The organism is Nevskia ramosa DSM 11499 (assembly GCF_000420645.1).
Lineage (GTDB): Bacteria > Pseudomonadota > Gammaproteobacteria > Nevskiales > Nevskiaceae > Nevskia > Nevskia ramosa.
In genome coordinates this window covers 1190643-1207665 of the sequence record NZ_ATVI01000005.1, presented here as the reverse complement: position 1 = coordinate 1207665, position 17023 = coordinate 1190643, and the positions used below count along the sequence as shown (strand labels likewise).

At 63.9% G+C, this 17023-nt stretch carries 16 protein-coding genes; 7 read left to right on the top strand and 9 right to left on the bottom strand.

The genetic code is table 11. From position 1 onward, the window contains the following. The first annotated feature begins 34 nt into the window (after positions 1-34). The gene (gene tal / locus G513_RS0106090; protein WP_022975938.1) at positions 35-1114 is read left to right on the top strand and encodes a transaldolase; all 1080 of its coding nucleotides are present in this window, start codon (positions 35-37) and stop codon (positions 1112-1114) included. A gap of 135 nt (positions 1115-1249) precedes the next feature. On the opposite strand, the gene G513_RS0106085 is transcribed toward tal, so the two are convergent. The 4 genes from G513_RS0106085 to G513_RS0106070 form a co-directional block, all read right to left on the bottom strand. Continuing rightward, entirely contained in the window at positions 1250-1609 is a 360-nt protein-coding gene (locus tag G513_RS0106085; protein WP_022975937.1) for a PilZ domain-containing protein, read from the bottom strand. Then, positions 1606-2622: a DNA polymerase III delta subunit-related protein gene (locus G513_RS0106080; protein WP_022975936.1), complete on the bottom strand. Its 1017-nt coding sequence runs from the start codon at positions 2620-2622 to the stop codon at positions 1606-1608. The genes G513_RS0106085 and G513_RS0106080 overlap by 4 nt, the downstream gene beginning before the upstream one ends. Before the next feature lie 66 nt (positions 2623-2688). Next, positions 2689-4083, bottom strand: coding sequence for an 8-oxoguanine deaminase (locus G513_RS0106075; RefSeq protein WP_022975935.1), 1395 nt, complete (start codon positions 4081-4083; stop codon positions 2689-2691). 18 nt (positions 4084-4101) lie between these two features. Further along, entirely contained in the window at positions 4102-5199 is a 1098-nt protein-coding gene (locus tag G513_RS0106070) for a BMP family ABC transporter substrate-binding protein (RefSeq protein WP_028475201.1), read from the bottom strand. Between the two features lie 271 nt (positions 5200-5470). On the opposite strand from G513_RS0106070, the gene uraH reads away from it, so the two are divergent. Genes uraH through G513_RS0106040 form a run of 6 tightly spaced genes read left to right on the top strand, consistent with a single transcriptional unit; the run spans position 5471 to position 11722 of the window. Continuing rightward, on the top strand, positions 5471-5824 hold the full coding sequence (uraH, locus tag G513_RS0106065) for a hydroxyisourate hydrolase (RefSeq protein WP_022975933.1): 354 nt from the start codon (positions 5471-5473) through the stop codon (positions 5822-5824). Between the two features lie 43 nt (positions 5825-5867). Further along, complete coding sequence (gene add / locus G513_RS0106060) at positions 5868-6902, top strand: adenosine deaminase (RefSeq protein ID WP_022975932.1); 1035 nt, start codon at positions 5868-5870, stop codon at positions 6900-6902. A 17-nt stretch (positions 6903-6919) separates the two neighbouring features. Continuing rightward, positions 6920-7990: a purine-nucleoside phosphorylase gene (locus G513_RS0106055; protein ID WP_022975931.1), complete on the top strand. Its 1071-nt coding sequence runs from the start codon at positions 6920-6922 to the stop codon at positions 7988-7990. Between the two features lie 6 nt (positions 7991-7996). Next, positions 7997-8839 carry a 5'-methylthioadenosine/S-adenosylhomocysteine nucleosidase gene (mtnN, locus tag G513_RS25680; protein WP_022975930.1) on the top strand — a complete coding sequence of 281 codons (843 nt, stop codon included), beginning with the start codon at positions 7997-7999 and terminating at the stop codon, positions 8837-8839. Between the two features lie 18 nt (positions 8840-8857). Beyond that, complete coding sequence (locus tag G513_RS25675) at positions 8858-10282, top strand: adenosine deaminase family protein (protein WP_022975929.1); 1425 nt, start codon at positions 8858-8860, stop codon at positions 10280-10282. Between the two features lie 18 nt (positions 10283-10300). Beyond that, entirely contained in the window at positions 10301-11722 is a 1422-nt protein-coding gene (locus tag G513_RS0106040; protein ID WP_022975928.1) for an adenosine deaminase family protein, read from the top strand. Positions 11723-11734: 12 nt separating this feature from the next. Here G513_RS0106040 and G513_RS0106035 read toward each other — a convergent pair whose 3' ends face one another. Genes G513_RS0106035 through G513_RS21655 form a run of 5 tightly spaced genes read right to left on the bottom strand, consistent with a single transcriptional unit; the run spans position 11735 to position 17017 of the window. Then, complete coding sequence (locus tag G513_RS0106035; RefSeq protein ID WP_022975927.1) at positions 11735-12127, bottom strand: nuclear transport factor 2 family protein; 393 nt, start codon at positions 12125-12127, stop codon at positions 11735-11737. Positions 12128-12131: 4 nt separating this feature from the next. Continuing rightward, a complete protein-coding gene (locus tag G513_RS0106030) occupies positions 12132-13058 on the bottom strand; it encodes an isopenicillin N synthase family dioxygenase (RefSeq protein ID WP_028475198.1) in 927 nt (308 codons plus the stop codon). A gap of 7 nt (positions 13059-13065) precedes the next feature. Further along, positions 13066-15003 carry a solute carrier family 23 protein gene (locus G513_RS0106025; protein ID WP_028475197.1) on the bottom strand — a complete coding sequence of 646 codons (1938 nt, stop codon included), beginning with the start codon at positions 15001-15003 and terminating at the stop codon, positions 13066-13068. Continuing rightward, the gene (locus tag G513_RS0106020) at positions 15000-16058 is read right to left on the bottom strand and encodes a purine nucleoside permease (protein ID WP_022975925.1); all 1059 of its coding nucleotides are present in this window, start codon (positions 16056-16058) and stop codon (positions 15000-15002) included. The genes G513_RS0106025 and G513_RS0106020 overlap by 4 nt, the downstream gene beginning before the upstream one ends. Continuing rightward, positions 16055-17017 carry a phosphorylase family protein gene (locus G513_RS21655; protein WP_169560525.1) on the bottom strand — a complete coding sequence of 321 codons (963 nt, stop codon included), beginning with the start codon at positions 17015-17017 and terminating at the stop codon, positions 16055-16057. Before G513_RS21655 ends, G513_RS0106020 begins: the two co-directional genes overlap by 4 nt. Positions 17018-17023: the final 6 nt, after the last annotated feature.

The window sequence follows — 17023 nt, the reverse complement described above, 5'->3', positions numbered from 1 at the left end:
CCATCTCCTGGCGCCATATATCGATCCGCTCCGCATGAATCCTGCAAACAGCCTGCACGCCCTTGGCCAGAGCCTCTGGCTCGACAACATCACCCGCACCCTCGTGCAGGACGGCACCCTCGCCCGCTACATCCGCGAGATCGCCGTGACCGGCCTGACGTCGAACCCGACGATCTTCGAGCAGGCGATCAAGAACGGCCATGTCTACGACGAAGCCATCCGCACCAAGGCAGCCGCCGGCCTGAGCGACGAAGCGCTGTTCTTCGAACTGGCGATCGAGGATCTGTCGGCCGCCGCCGATCTGTTCGCGCCGGAGTTCGAGCGCACGCTGGGTGTCGATGGCTGGGTGTCGCTGGAAGTGTCGCCACTGCTCGCCGACGAGACCGAAGCGACGGTCAATGCAGCCGTCGATCTGCATGCTCGTGCGGCGAAGCCGAATCTCTACATCAAGATTCCGGGTACGCCGGCCGGCATTCCCGCGATCGAGGAAGCGATCGCCGCCGGTGTGCCGGTCAACGTCACCCTGCTGTTCTCCGCCGAGCAGTATCTGGCCGCGGCTGAAGCCTGGACGCGCGGCATCGAACGTCGTCTCGACGCCGGCCTGCCGGCCAATGTGTCGTCGGTCGCTTCGGTGTTCGTCAGCCGCTGGGATGGCGCGGTGAAGGCGCAATTGCCGACCACGCTGCACAACCGGCTCGGTGTGGCGATGATGGCCCGCTGCTATCGCGAGTACCGCAAGCTGCTGATCTCGCCCCGCTGGCAGAAGCTGATTTCGGTTGGTGTCTCGCCGCAGCGCCTGCTGTTCGCCAGCACCAGCGCCAAGGACCCGGCGCTGGGCGACAGCTACTACGTCGATGCGCTCGCCGCACCGGACACGGTCAACACCATTCCCGAGAAGACGCTGCTCGCCTACGTCGACAGTGGCAATCCGGGGCCGCTGCTGCCACCGACCGGCGGCGATTGCGAAACGGTGCTGGCGTCGATCGCCGCGGCCGGTGTCGACATCGACGCGCTGGCCACCAAGCTGCAGCGCGATGGTGCGGCTTCGTTCGTCAAATCCTGGCAGGATCTGATTGCCTGCCTGGCCGAGAAGAGTCAGAAGAAATCTGGCTAGAAGATTTCCAGAACGCCTTAAAGCTCGTCATTCCCGCGAAGGCGGGAATCCAGTTCTTCGTTGCCAGCGGTGCGCGTGAGTCAAAACTGGATTCCCGCCTGCGCGGGAATGACGGGAGGATCGGCGCAGCTGACCTCACATTGTATGGGTCGGCTTGTCGGCACCGACACCGGCCAGATAGGCGTCGATCCGCTTCTGCGTGTCGCCGTTGTCCTGGCCGCTGAACTGCACGCCGATGCCCTGCTGGCGCTTGCCCTGGGCATTGCGCGGCGTCAGCCAGACGACTCGGCCGGCGACCGGGATGCGCTCCGGGTCGTCCATCAGGGTCAGCAGGATGAACACCTCGTCGCCGAGCCGGTATTCCTTGTTGGTCGGAATGAACAGGCCGCCGTTCTTGATGAACGGCATGTAGGACGCGTAGAGCGCCGGCTTGTCCTTGATGCTGAGCGTCAGGATGCCGGGGGACGGCGCACCGGGACGAGTCGTGGTGTTCATGTCCGAGGATTCTGCGCAGCGCGGCCGGCCCGTGCAAGAAGGGCGATCCAGCCGATCAGCAGCGATTCGATCACCAGCTTCTTGTCGGCCGCGCCGTGGATGCGCTCGAGCGCGGTCTGCGCTTCGGCGACATAGCGATCGAGCAGTTCGGCCGGCAGCCGCAGCGCCAGGCTTCGCAGGCCGGCGTCATCACCGGCTTGGGCACCGAGCCGTGAGCGCAGCAGCGCTGCCAGCCAGCCGTACAGCCACTGCACCCAGCCTGCCGGATCAGCTTCATTGATCGCCGCCGCCATCGGCACTGGCTCGCCGCGGCCATTGGCCAGATCGAGCAGGCCGCGCGCCCAATCGGCTCGCACTGCAACGCCATTGCTGGCCAATAGCTCGATCGCTTTCAGCGGCGCGCCGGAAGCCAGTTCCAACGCCTGATTGAGTGCAGCGTCATCGAACTTGCCGGCGCTGGCTTCGCGCATCCAGCTCAGCGCGACGTCGCTCGCCGGTGCCGCGATCGCCAGACGCTGGCAGCGGCTGCGCAGGGTCGGCGCCAGTGCCTGTGGACGGCTGCTGACCAGCAACAGATGGCTGCCCGGCGTCGGTTCCTCGATGGTCTTCAGCAGCGCGTTGACGCCGGAGACATTCAGCGAATCGGCCGGATCGATGATCGCGACCTTGGCGCGGCCGTCGTACTGGGTGATGGTCAGCTTCTCGCTGAGCTCGCGCACGGCACTGATCGGGATGTCGCGCTTGCCCTCTTCGACTCGCAGCAGGAAGTAGCCGGAATGCGCTTCGCTGAGCACCTGCAGGCAGTCGGTACAGCTGCCGCAGGCAGTGCCATCGGTGGCGCGCTGGCGGCACCAGAGCGCTGCAGTGATGCAGGCCGCGAAGTGGCGCTTGCCGGCGCCGGGCGGCCCGGCGATCAGCAGCGCATGGCCCAGGCGATCGTCCTGCATAGACGCGGCAACTGTCGTCCACAGCGTCCGTTGCCAAGGCAGCGGCTGGAAGTTCGGCGCGCTCATGGGGGTGCTGCGAAGGGGTCGAAAAGCATGGCGCGATGATACCAGCGGCTTCCTTCCAAGCCTTGGCTAGACCTCCAGCAATCGGCGGCTCGCGGCATTGTGTCTTGCCACCAGTTGCGGCAGATCGACACCGGGCAGCACGCCGTCGTCGACGACCACCCGGCCGTTGATCACTGAGGTCCAGGCGCGAACCGGCGAGCAGGTCAGCAGTGCCGCAACCGGATCACCCTGAGCACCCGCGTGCTCGATGCCGTCGACCCGGAACGCGACCAGGTCTGCCGCCATGCCCGGCTGCAGGCTGCCGATGTCGTCGCGGCCGAGCATGCTGGCGCCGCCGAGCGTCGCCAGTTCCAGCGCTTCGCGGGCCGAGAAGCGATCGGCACGCGATTCGAAGCCCGGCCAGCCGACCCGCTGCAGCAGCATCGCCTGCCGCGCTTCGCCGAGCATGTGGTTGCCGTCGTTGCTCGCCGAGCCGTCGACACCGAGGCCGACCCGCACGCCGGCATCGACCATCGCCCGCACCGGCGCGATGCCGGATGCCAGGATCATGTTGCTGCTCGCGCAATGGCAGATGCCGCTGCAGCTATGCGCCATCTTGGCGATGTCGGCCGGCGACGGATGGACCATGTGCGCGAACCAGACGTCATCGCCCAGCCATTCCACCGACTCCGCGTAATCGAGTGGCCGCATGCCGAATTTCTCGACGCAGTAGCGATCCTCGTCGGCGGTTTCGGCGAGGTGCGTGTGCAGGCCGACCTTGCGATGCGCGCGTGCCAGCCGGGCGCTTTCACGCATCAGGCTGCCGCTGACGCTGAACGGCGAGCACGGTGCCAGGCCGATCCGCAGCATCGAATAGCGCTCCGGATCGTGGAAGCTTTCGATCGCCCGCAGGCTGTCGGCGAGGATCGCGTCTTCCCGTTCGACCAGCCGATCCGGTGGCAGACCGCCCTGCGATTCGCCGACGCTCATCGAGCCGCGCGTCGGATGGAAGCGCACGCCGAGTTCCTGGGCGGCGGCGATCTCGTCATCGATGCGGGTGCCGTTCGGATACATGTAGAGATGATCGGCGACCGTCGTCGCGCCGCTCAGCAGCAGTTCGGCCAGACCCACCTTGGCGCTGACATACACCGCTTCCGGGTCCATGCGGCCCCAGATCGGATAGAGCATCTTCAGCCAGTCGAACAGCACTAGACCGCCGCCGGTGCCGATCGCGCGGGTCAGCGTCTGGTACAGGTGATGATGGCCGTTGATCAGGCCCGGCAGCAGCACGCAGCCGCGCAGGCTGATGGTCCGCGTCGGCATGCGTGCCGGATCAGCCGCGATCCAGGCGCTGACTTCGGCTTCGTCACCGACAAAGGCGATGACGTTGTTGTCGATGACGACGCTGCCGCCACGAATCTCGCGGCGTGCAGGGTCCATGGTGACGACGACATCGGCCTCGCGCAGCAGCAGGATGGGCATCAGGCAGTTTCCGGACGTCTACTTCGGTATCGAACCGTCCACGCCTTCGACGTACCACTTGATCGACAGCAGCTGCTCATCGAGCAAGGCCTTGCCGGCTTCGACCTTGACCGCGCCGGTGTTGTCCTTGAGCGGTCCGGCGAACGGCAGCAGGCTGCCGTCGACGATCGCTTTCTTGCGTTCCTCGAACAGCTTGGCAACCTCAGCTGGAACCGACGGATTCAGCGGCGACAGCACCACCAGGCCTTCCTTGATACCCCAGCGGGTGTTGCGGTTGCCGGTCCAGGTGCCGGCCAGCTGCTTGTTGATCTCGTCGATGTAATAGACGCCCCAGTTCTCGGTGTTGGCGGTCAGGTGCGCGTGCGGGCCGTACTTGCTCATGTCCGAATCCCAGCCGAAGGCATGCACGCCCTTCTCTTCCGCGACCTGCACCGCGGCCGGCGAATCAGTGTTCTGGCAGAGCATGTCGGCGCCCTGGGCGATCAGGGTTTCGGCAGCCTGGCGCTCCTTGCCGGGGTCGTACCAGGTGTCAACCCAGATCACCTTGGTCTTGATCTTCGGGTTCACGCTGCGGGCGCCGAGCGTGTAGGCGTCGATGTTGCGGATCACTTCCGGAATCGGGAACGAGCCGATGAAGCCGAGCGTGTTGGTCTTGGTCATCTTGCCGGCGATGACACCGAGCAGGTAGGCGCCTTCATAGAAGCGCGCTTCGTAACTGACCGCATTGGCCGCGCTCTTGTAGCCGGTGGCGTGCTCGAAGCGCACCTTCGGGAACAGCTTCGCAACCTTAAGCGTCGGCTCCATGTAGCCGAATGAGGTGGTGAAGATCATGTCGTTGCCGCCGGCCGCCAACTGGCGGATCACCCGCTCGGCATCGGCAGTGTCCGGCACGTTCTCGACGTAAATGGTCTTGACCTTGGCGCCCAGGGATTTCTCCAGCGCCTGACGACCGAGGTCGTGCTGATAGCTCCAGCCGCCATCGCCCACCGGCCCGATGTAGACGAAGGCCACTTTCAGCGGCTGCTGTGCATCGGCGACGAAGGCTACGGCGGCCAGGCAGGCGCCGGCCAGTGCGGCGATCCAGCGGTTTTTTCGTGGCTCGTTCTCTTGGATCATCGTTTGCATGCTCCCTTGCGGCTCCTGTGGGCAGTTTGCTGATCGGCCATGCACGAAGTGTGCGAGCAAGCTGCGGCGGCGGTCTGCAGGATAGCGTCTGGAGACGCGGTTTCCCGACTGCGGTTGTGACAGGTTTGTACATGATCGCCGTGTAAATTTGTCGACAATCTTCTCCGAATAACCCCGGCAATGGCATGTGTATTGCCTCTGATGTCGGGCCACCGAGGTCTCGCAAGCGGGACTTCCGCAGGATTCATCACACCGGATATTCATGGGCAAGCTGACGACACATGTACTGGATCTGCACGCGGGCACACCGGCCGCCGGCGTCAGGATCGAGCTTCACGCGATGGATGCCGCGGTCCCCGAACTGCTGGTGAGCACGGAGACCAACGGCGACGGCCGCTGCTCGAGCCCGCTGCTGGAAGGCGACACGATGAAGGCCGGCCGCTACCGCTTGAGCTTCCACGTCGCCGACTACTACCGCGCCCGGAACGTGCCGCTGCCGACGCCGCCGTTCATTGACGTGGCGGTCATCTGCTTCGGCATCGCCGCGCCCGCCGAGAACTACCACGTGCCGCTGCTGGTATCGCCGTGGAGCTATTCCACCTATCGCGGCAGCTGATTCGCTGCAGCCCGGAACGCTTCGGGCGCACAGGAGAAACACCATGCAATCGCAACAGACCGCGGCATCGCTGCACGCCTTCATCGAACAGCTGCCGAAGGCCGAGCTGCACGTTCACCTCGAAGGCACGCTGGAGCCCGAGCTGAGCTTCGCGCTCGCGGCGCGCAATGGCGTGGCGCTGGGCCATGACACGCCGGAAGCGCTGATCGCCGCCTACAACTTCCACGATCTGCCGTCGTTCCTGACCATCTACTACAAGGCGATGGAAGTGCTGCTCACCGAGCAGGATTTCTTCGACATGACCTGGGCCTATCTGAGCAAGACCCGCTCGCAAAACGTTCTGTACTGCGAGATGTTCTTCGACCCGCAGGCGCATACCAGTCGCGGTGTGGCCTTCGATACGGTGATCCAGGGCATTCATCGCGCGCAGGTGCAGGCTGCCGCCGAACTGGGCGTCGAATCGCAACTGGTGATGTGCTTCCTGCGCGAGCTGCCCGCCGAGTCGGCGATGCAGACCCTGCTCGCCTCGCTGCCGTACAAGGACTGGATCGTCGGCGTCGGTCTCGATTCCGACGAGAAGAACAACCCGCCGATCAAGTTCGCCGAAGTGTTCGCGCGGGCCCGTGCCGAAGGCTATCGGCTGACCATGCATTGCGACGTCAACCAGCAGAACACGCTGGTGCATATCCGCCAGTGCCTCGATGACATCGTCGTCGACCGCATCGATCACGGCGTCAACTCGCTGGAAGACCCGGAGATCTGCGCCGAGATTGCCCGCCGCGGGATCGGCCTGACGGTCTGCCCGGTATCGAACCGCTTCGTCGTCCAGAACCTCACGGGTGACGAGATCCGCCGGATGCTGGCACTCGGCATGAAGGCAACGATCAACTCCGACGATCCGGCCTACTTCCGCGGCTACATGAACGAGAACCTGATCGCGCTCCATGAAGACGCCGGCTTCGAGGCCGCCGAAATCACCCGGCTGGTGCGCAACAGCTTCGAAGTCGCCTGGCTCAGCGAGGCGCGCCGCAGTCATTACCTGGGCCTGCTCGATCAGAGCCTTGCCGCAAACATCTGAATCAACCCGGATCTCCCATGTCGCTTCGATTGCTGCTGTCCATCGTCCTGTTGACCACCCTCGCCGCCTGCTCGAAAGTCGAAAGCAAGCTTGCCGCCGCCGTGCCGATCCCGATCAAGGTGGTCGTCGTCAGCATGTTCGAGAAGGGCAAGCCGACCGGCGACGAGCCCGGCGAGTTCCAGTTCTGGATCGAGCGACAGAAGCTCACCGAACTGCCGTTCCCGATGGGTGAATACCCGATCTACATCAACGAGGCCGGCCTGCTGGCGATCTGCACCGGCGGCGGCATCACCAATGCCGCGACCTCGGTGATGGCGCTCGGCGTCGATCCGCGCTTCGATCTGAGCAAGGCCTACTGGCTGATCACCGGCATCGGCGGTGGTGATCCGCAGGACGTGTCGCTGGGCACGGCGGCCTGGGCGCGGCATGTCGTCGATGGTGATCTGCTCTACGAGATCGACGCCCGTGAAATCCCGAAGGACTGGCCGTACGGCCTGCTGCCGCTCGGCGCGAAGAAGCCGAACGACAAGGCCGATGGCTGGACCGTCGACACCATCCACTTCCCGCTCAATGCAGCACTCACCGACTGGGCCTACGCGCTGACCAAGGATCATCCGATTGCCGACAGTCCCGGCATCGCTGCGTTCCGCAAGCAGTTCGAGGGCTTTCCGAATGCGGTGAAGCCGCCGTTCGTGACCATCGGCGACACGATGTCGTCGAGCACCTACTTCCATGGCGATCTGCTGACCAAGTGGGCCAACGACTGGATGAAACTGCAGGCCGGGCCGGACGCCAACTTCATGGTGTCGGCGATGGAAGACAGCGGCTCGCTGACCGCGCTGCGCCGGCTGGCGCGCAGCAAGCTGGTCGATCCCGATCGCGTGATGGTGCTGCGCACCGTGAGCAACTACAGCATGCAGCCACCGGGCAAGGATGCCGCCTGGAGCACCACGGCCGAGTATCCGGAGAACGGCGTGCCGGCGCTCGAAGCGGCGTATCAGGTCGGCAACATCGTGGTCCAGAAACTCATCACCGAATGGCCGAGCTATGTCGACCATGTACCGGGTGCCGCCGACAAACCCAAGTAAGCAATCATGAAAATCCGATACCCGCTGGTCGCTGTCCTCGTGCTGCTCTCTGGCGTTGCGCAGGCGCTCGATGCGCCCGACAAGCCACTGCACTACAAACCCAGCGACACCATCCTGATTCTCGGCGCGGTGCCGCAGGAAATTCCGCCGTTCGTCGAGGCGATGAAGGACGCGAAGAAGAAGGACCTGCAGGGCATTCCGTATTGGCAAGGCCATATCGAAGGCAAGCCGGTGGTGGTGGCGATCACCGGCATCGGCAAGACCTATACGGCGATGACCACGACCCTGTTCATCGGCGCGTTCAAACCGCGCCTGGTGCTGATGAGCGGCACCGGCGCGCGCACCAATCTGGATCTGCGTACCGGCGACGTCATCGTCGCCACCGTGCTGCACGAGCATGACTACGGCAGCCTGACCAGCAAGGACATGGTCTTTCGCTCGATGAACAGCCCGATCGACGGCCACGAAGTCGAGAACGCGTTCTCGCCCTCGCCTTCGCTGCTGAAGCTCGCCGACCAAGCGATCGCCAGCTACAAGGGCCCGGAAGTCACCGCCAATGACGCGACCTACAACGTCAAGGTAAGGCGCGGCGTCGTCTCCTCGTCAGACCTGTTCGGCGTCACTGCGGCGCGCATCGAGATCCTGCGCTCGCAGTTCCACAACGACATCATGGAAATGGAGTCGGCACCGCTGGGCCATGTCTGCGAAACCTTGGGCGTGCCGTACATCGTCGTTCGCGCCGGCAGCAATGTCGCGCAGGAAGCGCCGAATGACGACTACCTGCGCCTCGGGCCGATCGCCGCCAGGCAGGCGGCGTATTTCAGCCTGTATCTGCTCAAGTATCTGTAAGCGGTCGCCGAGAACCCAATGCGCAAGTTAGCCGCTGCCCTGCTTTCCATCACCACGCTGTTCGGCACGGCAGCCCATGCCGCCGAGCCCTGGTTCGAGAAGTTCAAGGCCGAGGCCACGCCGGACCAGCTGTATCGCTTCCTGTATGCACTGCCGAAGGGTGGTGATCTGCACAACCATCTGTCCGGCGGCGTGCGTTCGGAGTGGATGTGGGACGCCGCGATCGCGCAGGGCGAGCACGGCTACAGCTACTACACCAAGGTGCGCATCAACAATTGCGCCGGCTATGGCACGAACGAGTACGGTCAGCATCCGTATCTGCTGCTGTTCGTGAACATGCAGACCTCGAGCTACGACCAGCTCGATGCCTGCCAGAAGTCCGAGTACAAGCGACTGCAGGATCTGACGCCGGCCGAAAAAAACGCCTGGCTCGACAGCATCCGTCTCGATCGCGATTACGAAGGCCGCAACGAGTTCTTCGGCCACTGGGCGCGGCTGAACGATCTCTGGCGCAACCCTTATGTCACCGCTGACATCCTCTATCGCGACATGCAGGCCTTCGGCAAGGAAGGCGTGGTCTATCTCGAACTGCAGGACGCCCCGCTCGGCTACATCAAGCCGGACGGCAGCGCGTTCCCGCCGGACGAGATGCTCGACATCATCCGCAAGCGCCTCGCTGCGGCGGATGCCAGGGCCACCGGCGTCGAAGTGCGCTTCCAGTCCACGGTGCTGCGCTTTGCCGGCGATGCCGAAGACCAGTTGAAAGCGCTGTATCCGTTCACCGATCAGCATCGCGATCTCTATGTCGGCATCAACATGGTCGGCCGCGAGGACAACGACAAGGGTTATCCGCTGCGTTTCCTGCCGACGTTCCGCGAGCTGCGCAAGCATTATCCGGACGTGCACCTGTCGATCCATGCCGGTGAAGTCGACGAGCCGAACGAGCATATCCGCGACACCCTGCTGCTTGGCGCCGAGCGCATCGGCCACGGTGTCAACCTCATCAGCGATCCGGAAACCATGCTGCGGATGCGCAACGGGCCGTACATGGTCGAGATCAACCTGATCAGCAATCTGCTGCTCGAATACGTGCAGAACTTCCAGCAGCATCCGTTCCCGGAATATCTGCGCACCGGCATTCCCGTCGCGCTGTCGACAGACGATCGCGGCATGTGGGATTCGAACATGACCGATGAGTACTTCGTCGCCGTGCGCGAATTCAATCTGTCCTGGGAGGAGATCGTCCAGCTCGGCCGCAACTCGCTGAAGTATTCCTTCGTGCAGGAGCCGGTGAAGCAGAAGCTGCTGAAAGATTACGAAGCGAGAGTCGAACGCTACAAGGCGCAGTTCCAGAGCCGCGGCCTGAACGGGCTCAAGAGCGTCAAGCCGGTGAGCTATTCATTCACCTGCAAGCGCTATCAGCTGTGCTTGCCCCAAGAGTGATCGGGGAATAATCCAGTGATGTCGAAACTGATCCTGAGCTTGTGCCTGATCGTCTGGAGCCTGCCGCTGCGCGCTGCGGAACCCTGGTTCGAGAAGCTGAAAGCGGAAGCGACGCCGGACCAGATGTACCGCTTTCTCTACGCGCTGCCGAAAGGCGGAGATCTCCACAATCACCTCACCGGTGCCGGCCTGTCCGAATGGTGGTGGGATGCGGCAATCGCCCAGCAGGCGCGTGGCTACACCTATTACACCAAGGTCCGCATCAACAACTGCCTGCCCTACGGCAGCAATGAATACAGCTTCGCGCCCTACCTGATCCTGTTCCGCACCTTGCAGAAATCGAGCTACGACAAGCTCGATGCCTGCCAGCAATCCGAGTACAAGCGCTTCCAGGATCTGACCGCCGTCGAGAAACAGGGCTGGCTCGACAGCATCCGGCTCGACAAGAGCTACGAAGGCCGCAACGAGTTCTTCGGCCGGCATTGGGAACGCCTCAACGAACTCTGGCGCAACCCCTATGTAGTCGCCGAAATCCTGTTCCAGAACATGCAGGCCTTCGGCAAGGAAGGCCTCGCCTACCTGGAAACCCAGGAAGGCCCGGAGGGCCAGCTCAAGCCCGATGGCAGTGTCTTCAGTGACGATGAAACGGTGGCGATCTATCGCCAGAGATTGGCTGACGCCGATGCGAAAGCGACCGGCGTGACGGTGCGCTTCCAGTCTTCGATCCTGCGTTTCCTGCCTGGCGCCGAGCAGGATCTGAAAGACCTGTACGCCTTCACGGCGAAGCACCGCGATCTCTGGGTCGGCGTCAACATGGTCGGCCGCGAGGACGACGACAAGGGCTATCCGCTGCGCTTCCTGCCGACCCTGCGCGCGCTGCGCAAGCAGTATCCGGACATCCATCTGTCGATCCACGCCGGTGAAGTGGACGAGCCGAATCATCACGTGCGCGACACCTTGCAGATCGGCGCCGAGCGCATCGGCCACGGCAACAATCTGATCACCGATCCGGACACCATGCTGCTGATGCGCAATGGGCCGTACATGGTCGAGATCAACCTGATCAGCAATCTGCTGCTCGAGTACGTGCAGAACTTCCAGCAGCACCCGTTTCCGGAATATCTGCGCACCGGCATCCCGGTCGCGCTGTCGACCGACGATCGCGGCATGTGGGATTCGAACATGACCGACGAGTACTTCGTCGCCGTGCGCGAGTTCAACCTGTCCTGGGAAGAGATCGTGCTGATCGGCCGCAACTCGCTGAAGTATTCCTTCGTCGAGGAACCGGTGAAGCAGAAGCTGCTGAAAGATTACGAGGCCAGAGTCGCGCGCTACAAGGCACAGTTCCAGAGCAGGGGTCTGGAGGGTTTGAAAGCGGTCAAACCGGTCAGTTACTCGTTCACCTGCAAGCACTATCAGCTGTGCCTGCCGCGCGAGTAGCGCTGGCCGGCCTCAGCCTCCGAGATAGCTTTCTGGCACCGACAGCCGATTGAGCCGGAAGAACGACAACTGATCGAAGTAACCACGCTGGAACACGATCCTGCCCTGCTGCACATGGAAGAAGCCGCAGCCGCGCAGTCCGTTCGGATCGCGCCATTCCAGGATCGCCCACTCGCCGTCCTCGAACAGGTTTTCGACCAGGCAGACCATCTGCGCGCGGCCGAACTCGACCTCGAACAATCGACGGATCGCCGCACGGCCATGCAGGGGCTCGGTGACCACCTGATGATTGACGGCAGTCTCCGCATACAACGCGGCCAGGCCATCGATGTCGGCGGCATTGAAGCGCGCTACCCAGGCCTGCACGACCTGCCGGGGACCCGTGGTGTTGGGGAAGTCGGTCATCGCCTCAGCCGCCGTAGGTTGCCGCAAACCGGGACTGCAGGTAGTCATAAGCAAGGATCGGCGGATGCTTCGCGGCGCTGCCGGTCGGCACGCAGCTCGGGATCGCGCTGACCAGCGCTTCCGGATTCGGGTCGAGGAAGAAGGCGATCGAATAGCGTTCGGCCGGCGGCGGCAGGACGCGATGCGGAGTCGACATGTAGACGTCGTTCGACCAGCGCATCAGGCAGTCGCCGATATTGCAGACGAAGGCTCCGGGCAGCGCCGGCACGTCGATCCACTCATGGCTGCCGCGTGGTTGCACCTGCAGGCCGGCGACGCCGTCGGTCGCCAGCAGGGTCAGATTGCCGTAGTCGGTGTGGGCACCGGCACCGACCTCACCCTCGGTGATGTCGTCCGGTCGCCGATCCGGGTAACGGAGCATGCGCAGCGTGGCCATCGGCTGGTCGATCTTGTCGGCGAAGTGCTGCTCGGGCAGCGCCAGATCCAGCGCGAAAGCGCGGTGCAGGTGATGGCCGACTGCCAGCACCGCGTCGAAGTAGTTCTCCGCTGTTTCACGCCAGCCCGGCAGCGAGGGCCACAGGTTCGGCGGCCGCTGCTGGCCATCGGTCCAGATCAGGTTGTAAGCCTCCTTGAGATCGGGCGCGGCGTGTTCGTCCAGCGCTTCGTCACCGTAGCCGGCATAGCCGCGGTTATGGCCGTGCAGCTTCATCGCCAGCGCTCGTTTGTCCGCCAGCGGCAGCGCGAAGAAGGCCTGCGAAGCGGCGAACATGGCGTCGATCTGTTCCACCGCGATGCCATGGCCGGTGACTGCGAAGAAGCCGATGCCGCGGCAGGCGGCACCGATCTCGCTCGCGACCTTGCGGCGGGCTTCGAGATCGCCCGACATCAGCGGTGCGATGTTGATCAGCGGGACAGAACGTGACGGTTTCATCGAAGCCTCAGGCATTGCGATAGGCCCGCGCCCTCGCCGTCTGGATCGGGTTGGCGTCGGCGACCAGATCATTGAAGCGGGCGTTGGCGATGCGGGCAATCTCGATCAGCCCGGCGGCGCGTTCAACCGCCGCGGCATTGGCCATCCGCGACCAGCCTTCGAGCACGGCGCGCTGGTAGCGCTCGCTGTCACGCGCGCAGATGATCAGCGGAAAGCCGAAATGGCCGCGATAGGCTTGCGCCATCTCGTGCACCTCGCTTCGCCCATCTTCGTTGCGGCCGCCTGCTGCGGCCCCGGCTTCAGCTCCAGCGGGATCGAGCCGGTAGTCATTGTGGGCGTCGGCAGCACTGCCAAGATCGGCGAAGGAATTCATCAGCTGCAGCTGTTCCTCACTGCTGCCGGTGATCAACGCGTTCTGGAACGCGGCGCGCAGCGCCAGGGTGTCGGCGAACGGCCGCATCGCCCAGGCACGCTCGAGCACCCAGGGCGTGTTCTCGACCAGCCCGCCGAAGGTCTGTTCGAAGGCTTCCGCATCCATTGCGTTGACGGCATCGAGACCGATCAGGCCGCCTGGCCTGCCGGCCACCGCAGCGGTCGGACTGAGGCTGCCACGGCCGACGTGATTGAACAGCAGGTTGAGCAGGATCGCGGTGATCGCCGCCAGCGTGATGCCGCTGCCGAACACGGTCTGTGCCCAGCCGGGAAACGCGGCGGCCAGATTCGGCTGGGCAGTGACCAGCATGCCGAGCCCGAGGCTGGTGCCGACGATGACGATGTTGCGATGGTCGTTGAAGTCGACTCGCGACAGCGTCTGGATGCCGACCACGGCGACCGCCGCGAACATCGCAAGCGCCGCGCCGCCGAGCACCGGATGCGGGATCGCCGCGACCACGGCCGCCGCCTTCGGCATCGAACCGAGCATCAGCATCACCACGCCAGCGGCGACCACCACCCAGCGGCTCTTGATCTGCGTGAGGCGAACCAGGCCGACGTTCTCGGCAAAGCAGGTGTACGGGAACGAGTTGAGAATGCCGCCGAGAAACGTCGCTGCACCATCGGCACGGATGGCGCGGGCGATATCGTCCGGCCGGATGCGTCGCTGGACGATTTCGCCGGTGGCATAGACGTCGCCAGTGGTCTCGATCATGGTGATCAGCATGACGATCAGCATCGACAGAATCGCGAACAGATTGAATGTCGGCAGGCCGAAATGGAACGGCGTGGTGTAGCCGAAGCCCGGCGCTGCAAGCACAGAATCGAAATGGGCATCGCCGCAGGCCCAGGCCAGCAAGGTGCCGGCGACCAGGCCGAGCAGCACTGCGATGGTCGACACGAAGCCGCGGAAGAAGCGCTGGATCGCGACGATCACGCCGAGTGTCGCCAGCCCGTAGAGCACGTTCTTCAGTGCCACCGGGTCCTGCATCCGGTGCGGGCCGACGCCGTTGACGACATCGCTGGCCGCCACCGGCAGCAAGGCAATGCCGATGATCAGGATCACCGTGCCGGTCACCGCTGGCGGGAAGAAACGCAGCAGCCGTGCGAAGTGCGGCGCGGCAAAGTACGTGCAGGCGCCGGCGACGATGACGCTGCCGTAGATCTGCAACAGGCCAGGCACCCCACCGCCGGCCGACAGGCCGATCGCGATCATCGGGCTGACCGCCGTGAAGGTGACGCCCTGCAGCAGCGGCAGCCGCACGCCGACATTGCCGATGCCGCCTGCCTGCAGGATCGAAGCGATGCCGCAGGTGAACAGATCGGCGTTGATCAGATGGATCAGCTGCTCGTGGCTCAGGCCCAGCGCGCCAGACAGGATGATCGGAATCAGCACCGCGCCGGCATAGAACGCCAGCACATGCTGGACGCCGTAGGTCGCCAACTGGGGCAGCGGCAGGACTTCGTCGACCGGATCGACAGCCCGGCCGATCCTTGCGACCGGCGAGTTCATTGGCCGGCCGGAACCTTGTCCTTGTAGACGTCCCAATGCGTGACGATCTCGTCGACCACTTTGGAACCGACCTGATAAGCCGCTTCCACCGAAGCCGTCAGTCCCGAATAGCCCTCCTCTCCATGCTCGCCGAACAGGCTTTCGGCGGCCGTGATGCCCGGCGACTGCATCGTGTAATTACTCGCCGTGCGCAGCACCATGACCCGGTTCATGTCGACCTTGCCGGTCGGCGACAGATAGGTCAGCGACTGGAAGCTGCCGGTGTCTTCCATCGCCGAGGACACGAACTCGCCCTTGTCGTCGGTCCAGTACTTGGTCCAGCCATTGGCCCAGTCGTTGAGCAGCTTGCCGTGCCAGTAGGTCATGCCGGCGAGATTGTCGCCCTTGAGCACGAACGGCGGCTTCTGCGCGTTCGGATAGCCGACATACAGCGCACGCCGCTTCTGCAGCGCTTCGCTATCGGCCAGCGGCACGTCCTTGGTCAGCTGGTAGGCCCATTCGGTCAGCGCGCCGTTGAGGTGGAACACTTCGCCTTCGGACTGCGGATGCGGCTTCATGTACGGGCCTTTGCTGCCGCGTGCGAAATAGCCGGTGGGCCAGTCCGCCGGCATTTCACGAGCGTCGATCTCGTGGGCGAGATCGGCATCGACCAGATACTCGGCCCAGGCCGCCGAGCCCAGCGACGCGTCGGCCGGATCGAAGCCGGCGATGCCAGCGATCAACCAATAGGCGTGCGACAGATCGAAGCGCGGATCGAGTCCGAGCGCCATCACCGCAGTCGCCGAGTTGGCGGTGCCCATGCCGGTGACCATGCCGAGCACGCCGGTCTCCGGGTTGAAGAACAGATCGTGATGATGGGCGAACGGAAACTTCTGGCTCAGCTTCTGGCGCTCGTACCAGAGCTGGAACTCGCCGGCGGTATCACCGCTGTCCTTGCCGATCTCGAACATCGAGACGACGACGACTTTCACCTCGATCGGCGGCGGCGTTTTTTTTGCGCAGCCGCCGATCAGCGCCAGCGGCAGGACGAGGCTCAGCAGTACGCGCTTGTTCATGGTTGGGTCTTCTTTTCGGTAGCCGGAACGCTGGTCATTTCCGGATGGAAACGCAGGGCATCACCGACTCTGGGAACCTCGTCGCCGATCGCCGCGACCTTCGGAATCGCCGCCAGCACGATGCGCAAGCTCAAGGGATTGATGCGCGGATAAACCGCCTTGATGGTGTCCCAATCCCAGCTGCCGACGCCTTCGGCCGGGTTCGAGATCGACACCAGTGCTGCGTAGTTGATGCCCATCATCCGCGCATAAGTCATCTCGGTGCCGATGCTCATGGTCACCAGATCGGCGCCCCATTGCCCCATCATCTTCACTTCGCTGGCGGTCTCGAAACGGCCGCCGCGCGACTGGATGACCACGCCGCTTTCGTGCAGGCCGATGTCGTCGTAGTCATGGCTGGCGCGAATGGCCTTAGCCGTTTCGTCGATCAGGATCCGCTGCAGCAGCGGATCCATCGCCGGTACATAACGCGGGATCGGAATCGCATCCGGATCCTTGTACGCCTCCTTCGGCATCGCCAGAGGACGCGTGATGTTCATGTCGATGAAATCGTGCGGCACCACGTAGTCGTAGAGCTTCATCGAGGGATTGATGCCGCCGGCGGTAGCGCCGCCGATCGCATCACGGACCCCGAGCTGCGCCAGCGCTGCCCAGGTTTCGACGTACTTGCCGTCGCCGTGCATGTGCACGTAGTAGAACGGCACGCCTTCGGTCTCGCCATACCAGATCACCGGCGACAGGCCGACCCTGGTCTTGATCGTGAAGCTGCCCTTGAGGATGCCGCTGGAATTCAGCAGCGCATCGTTGATGAAGGTGCCGCCGACCAGCGCGATCTTCGCTTTCGGGAAATCCCCGACTTGCGACTTGGCCTTCGCAGCGAAGGCTTGCGGCATCAGGGCCATCACGGCGAGCACGACGGAAAAGACTCCGGCCCGGAGGCCGGATGGGTAAAGTTTCATTTCTTG